Origin of the sequence: Pantoea eucrina (assembly GCF_002095385.1) — a bacterium.
GTDB lineage: Bacteria > Pseudomonadota > Gammaproteobacteria > Enterobacterales > Enterobacteriaceae > Pantoea > Pantoea eucrina.
Map to the genome: position 1 here is coordinate 1 of NZ_MIPP01000081.1, position 4,171 is coordinate 4,171.

The 4,171-nt window shown below is 51.4% G+C and carries 3 protein-coding genes and 4 tRNA genes; 1 reads left to right on the forward strand and 6 read right to left on the reverse strand.

The genetic code is table 11. From position 1 onward, the window contains the following. Nucleotides 1-112: 112 nt before the first annotated feature. From HA43_RS18355 to HA43_RS18370, 4 genes are all read right to left on the reverse strand, one after another. Nucleotides 113-188, reverse strand: a tRNA-Thr gene (locus HA43_RS18355). Between the two features lie 5 nt (nucleotides 189-193). Further along, nucleotides 194-268, reverse strand: a tRNA-Gly gene (locus tag HA43_RS18360). 189 nt (nucleotides 269-457) lie between these two features. Next, nucleotides 458-542 (reverse strand) — tRNA-Tyr (locus HA43_RS18365). A 7-nt stretch (nucleotides 543-549) separates the two neighbouring features. Next, a tRNA-Thr gene (locus HA43_RS18370) sits at nucleotides 550-625 on the reverse strand. Nucleotides 626-1,076: 451 nt separating this feature from the next. Here HA43_RS18370 and coaA point away from each other — a divergent pair. Beyond that, nucleotides 1,077-2,027 (forward strand): type I pantothenate kinase, encoded by a 951-nt coding sequence (gene coaA / locus HA43_RS18375; RefSeq protein WP_039385682.1) that lies wholly within the window; start codon nucleotides 1,077-1,079, stop codon nucleotides 2,025-2,027. 44 nt (nucleotides 2,028-2,071) lie between these two features. Here coaA and birA read toward each other — a convergent pair whose 3' ends face one another. Both birA and murB read right to left on the reverse strand, forming a co-directional pair. Continuing rightward, nucleotides 2,072-3,037, reverse strand: a complete 966-nt coding sequence (gene birA / locus HA43_RS18380) for a bifunctional biotin--[acetyl-CoA-carboxylase] ligase/biotin operon repressor BirA (protein WP_094112319.1) — start codon at nucleotides 3,035-3,037, stop codon at nucleotides 2,072-2,074. After that, a complete protein-coding gene (gene murB / locus HA43_RS18385) occupies nucleotides 3,034-4,071 on the reverse strand; it encodes a UDP-N-acetylmuramate dehydrogenase (protein WP_094112320.1) in 1,038 nt (345 codons plus the stop codon). Before murB ends, birA begins: the two co-directional genes overlap by 4 nt. Nucleotides 4,072-4,171 lie beyond the last annotated feature (100 nt).

Genomic DNA, 4,171 nt, shown 5'->3' on the forward strand with positions numbered 1-4,171 from the left:
AGCCATCGCTTGTCCCTCTAAGACACGAATATATCAAAGATATCGTCACATTAACCAGGCAGTGCCCGATGTTAGTTTTACAGAGAGAGAATCAGGAGAGAGATAAAGGAAGTGGTGCTGATACCCAGAGTCGAACTGGGGACCTCACCCTTACCAAGGGTGCGCTCTACCAACTGAGCCATATCAGCACATCTGGAGCGGGCAGCGGGAATCGAACCCGCATCATCAGCTTGGAAGGCTGAGGTAATAGCCATTATACGATGCCCGCATCCTGGAACTCGGCTACCTGTTCTTTCTGTAGCTTTTGAATAATAAAAGAAGACCTTTTACTATTCGAGCCAGTCAGAGTTTCCGACTGACCCTGACCACACAGATGTGCAATCTGAATCCGGAGGTGAGAGAGTTGAACTCACCCATCAGGTAAACTCTTACCTGATGCCCAACCAGGAGGCTGAGATGGTGGTGGGAGAAGGATTCGAACCTTCGAAGTCTGTGACGGCAGATTTACAGTCTGCTCCCTTTGGCCGCTCGGGAATCCCACCTACTTGATGGTGCCGGCTACCGGAATCGAACTGGTGACCTACTGATTACAAGTCAGTTGCTCTACCAACTGAGCTAAGCCGGCATCAAGTGACGCGCATTCTAGGAAGACCGGCTCCGAGATGCAACAAGAAAATCATCATTTTTATTCTTTTGCTTACTATTTGTGCAAAAGCTCTCAACAGCAGGCATTACTGTAGCTTCTTCACTCATATCTGGTACAAATGTTCACCACCGCGTTCAGCGGCTACGCTCTGTTTTCTCTTTGACTGAACTGCCCGGGGTTAAACTATTTACTGGTTTTTTTAGAGGCTGATAGAAAAACACAGCTTTTTTCATTCCATCAGGTGAAAAAAATGTGGCGTGTTCTGCGAAAGCGCTCGCACGATCATCATTTTGCTTCTGTTTAAAGTGACACTGGTGTTAACCTCCTGCCCACTGTTTCCGTTAATTTATCTTCTATGACGCGCAATCGCGTTCAGGACGCTTCATGATGAGGCAGGGATGAACCACACTTTGCGGTCAGATATATGCTTATGAGTAGAAAAACAACGCCACTGACCACCCCTTATCTGCAATTTGACAGGCAGCAGTGGGCTGCGCTGCGTGACTCAGTGCCTATGACACTGGATGAGCGTGAAGTGGAGCGCCTGCGCGGTATCAATGAAGATCTCTCTCTTGATGAGGTCGCTGAGATCTATCTTCCTCTATCACGTCTGCTGAACTTTTACATCAGTTCTAATTTGCGACGTCAGGCCGTACTGGAACAGTTTCTCGGTACCAACGGGCAAAAGATCCCTTATATCATCAGCATTGCCGGCAGCGTTGCCGTCGGAAAAAGCACGACTGCGCGCGTGCTGCAGGCGCTGCTGAGCCGCTGGCCGGAACATCGCAAAGTAGAATTGATCACCACTGATGGTTTCCTGCATCCGAATGCCGTGCTGAAAGAGCGCGGTCTGATGAAGAAGAAAGGGTTTCCGCAGTCCTACGATATGCATCGCCTGGTAAAGTTTGTTTCCGACCTCAAGTCGGGCGCCAGCCAGGTCACGGCACCGGTCTACTCGCATCTGATTTATGATGTCATCCCTGACGGCGATAAAGTGGTTGAGCAGCCTGATATCCTGATTCTGGAAGGGCTTAACGTGCTGCAGAGCGGTATGGACTACCCGCACGATCCGCATCACGTATTTGTTTCTGACTTTGTGGATTTCTCAATCTATGTGGATGCTCCGGAAACCTTACTGGAACGCTGGTACATCAACCGCTTCCTGAAATTCCGTGAAGGTGCTTTCAGCGATCCCGATTCCTACTTTCATCACTATTCGCAGCTGCCGAAAGAGGATGCCGTTAACATTGCGCGCGGGCTGTGGCAGGAAATCAACGGTCTTAACCTGAAAGAAAATATTCTGCCAACGCGTGAGCGCGCCAGCCTGATTATGACTAAAGAGGCTAACCACGCCGTTCAGAGCGTAAGGCTGAGGAAGTAACAGCAAAAAGCCCTGCGCGCAGGGCTTTTATCATAGTGCTGTGGCTAGCCGTTATCTGGCCTGAGTGAGATCTCCCCGCCAACCCAGGATTTAATCACTCCCTCCTGTTCCAGCAGCAGGCCACCCTGCTTATCTATCCCGCGCGCAATACCGTAAACTTCGCGCTCACCAATCAGTAATTTAACCGGACGATTGATAAAATTATCCAGCTTTTCCCAGCGCTGAATAAAGGGAGCCAGACCGTCGCGCTCAAAAAGCGGTAACGCCGCACGCAGACTGTTGATGATACTGGCTGCCAGCTGGTTGCGATCGATAGTCACGCCCGCTTCCTGCAGGTTGATCCAGCCCTGATTGATTTCTGAAGTGCCTTCACCCCGCATTCCCAGGTTGATGCCTGCACCCATAACAATCTGCGCCGCATCGCCGGTTTTACCGGTGAGTTCAACCAGGATGCCAGCAAGTTTACGATCGTTAAGATAGAGATCGTTTGGCCACTTCACACGGACATTTTCAGCGCCAAGGGACTGAATCACTTCCGCCATGACAATCCCTATGACCAGGCTCAGCCCCATCGCAGCAGCTGGCCCCTGCTCCAGACGCCAGTACATCGACAGATAGAGGTTGGCTCCAAAAGGCGAAAACCATTTACGTCCGCGGCGTCCACGTCCCGCCTGCTGATACTCCGCAACGCAGGCAAAACCTGACTCAAGCTGATCCATGCGATCAAGCAGATACTGATTGGTTGAGTCTATAACCGGAATAACGGCGATACCCGGGTTCTCCAGATGAGCATGGATAAGCGCTTCATCCAGCAGCTGCAGAGGCGCAGCCAGGCTGTAGCCTTTTCCTGTCACAGTAAAGACATCCAGACCCCAGCTTTTCAGAGTCTGTATGTGCTTATTAACTGCAGCACGGCTCATGCCCAGCGCTTCACCCAGATGTTCACCTGAGTGGAATTCACCGTCAGCCAGCAACGCAGCCAGCTTGAGAGGAACGCTTTGATCTTTCATGCAATAACCTCAACTGCATTACGCTCACCATTGGCACCGATAAAACGCACTTCGGGTTCCAGCCAGACATTGAACTTCTTACCCACGTGCTGCCGCACCGTATGTGCCAGCGCAACAATCTCCTGCGGCGTGGCGCGATCCTGATTGATCAGAACCAGCGCCTGCTGGCGATGTACGGCGGCGCCGCCTACGCTGAAGCCCTTAAGCTGACACTGGTCGATTAACCAGCCTGCCGCCAGTTTTACCTCGCCATCAGGCTGAGGATAGTGTGGTATCGCAGGCCACTGCGCGAGCAGCTCTGTCAGCTGCTCAGCTGAAACAAGCGGGTTTTTAAAGAAGCTGCCCACATTTCCGGTAACGCGCGGATCGGGCAGTTTGCTTTGACGCATCTGACATACAGCATGGCAGACATCCCAGGCGGTAGTCGTCGCCGGGTTAAGTTTTGCCAGATCGCCATAACTCAGTACCGGTTTCCACGCTTTCATCAGGCGCAGTCCGATCGCGATGATGACGTAATCATCTTTGAGCGCGTGTTTAAATATGCTATCGCGATAGCCAAAGCCGCACTCTTCACGATAGAGCCTTTTAGTGGCTGATGTAGGCAGATGCAGTACATCGACATAGTGACAGACATCTTTAAACTCTACGCCATAGGCACCGATATTCTGGATCGGAGCGGAGCCTGACATACCGGGAATGAGCGCCAGGTTTTCCAGGCCAGGGATCCCTTTTTTCAGGGTATATTCCACTAACTCATGCCAGTTTTCACCGGCGCCAGCGTGCACATGCCAGGCTTCTTCATGCTCTTCAGGCTGAATACCTTTGATGGCATTAACGACGACGGTGCCGTTGAAATCCTCGAGGAACAGAACATTGCTTCCTTCACCGAGGATAATAAAGGGTTGATTGCGCTGCTGGCTGGAGTGCCACGCTGCGGTAATGGCTTCTGCGCTATCAGCGATAATCAGCGATTGTGCGTCGATCTCAAGACCGAGCGTATTACATGCTTTAAGGGAGGTACCTGGGCTGGACATTTCACGGCCTTTACTGAGTAATCTGGCCGTAGTTTACCCGATTGACTAACCAGGAGTGGGGGTTTTGATGTTTTTAGCAGGGAATTTTTGCTTTTCTGCA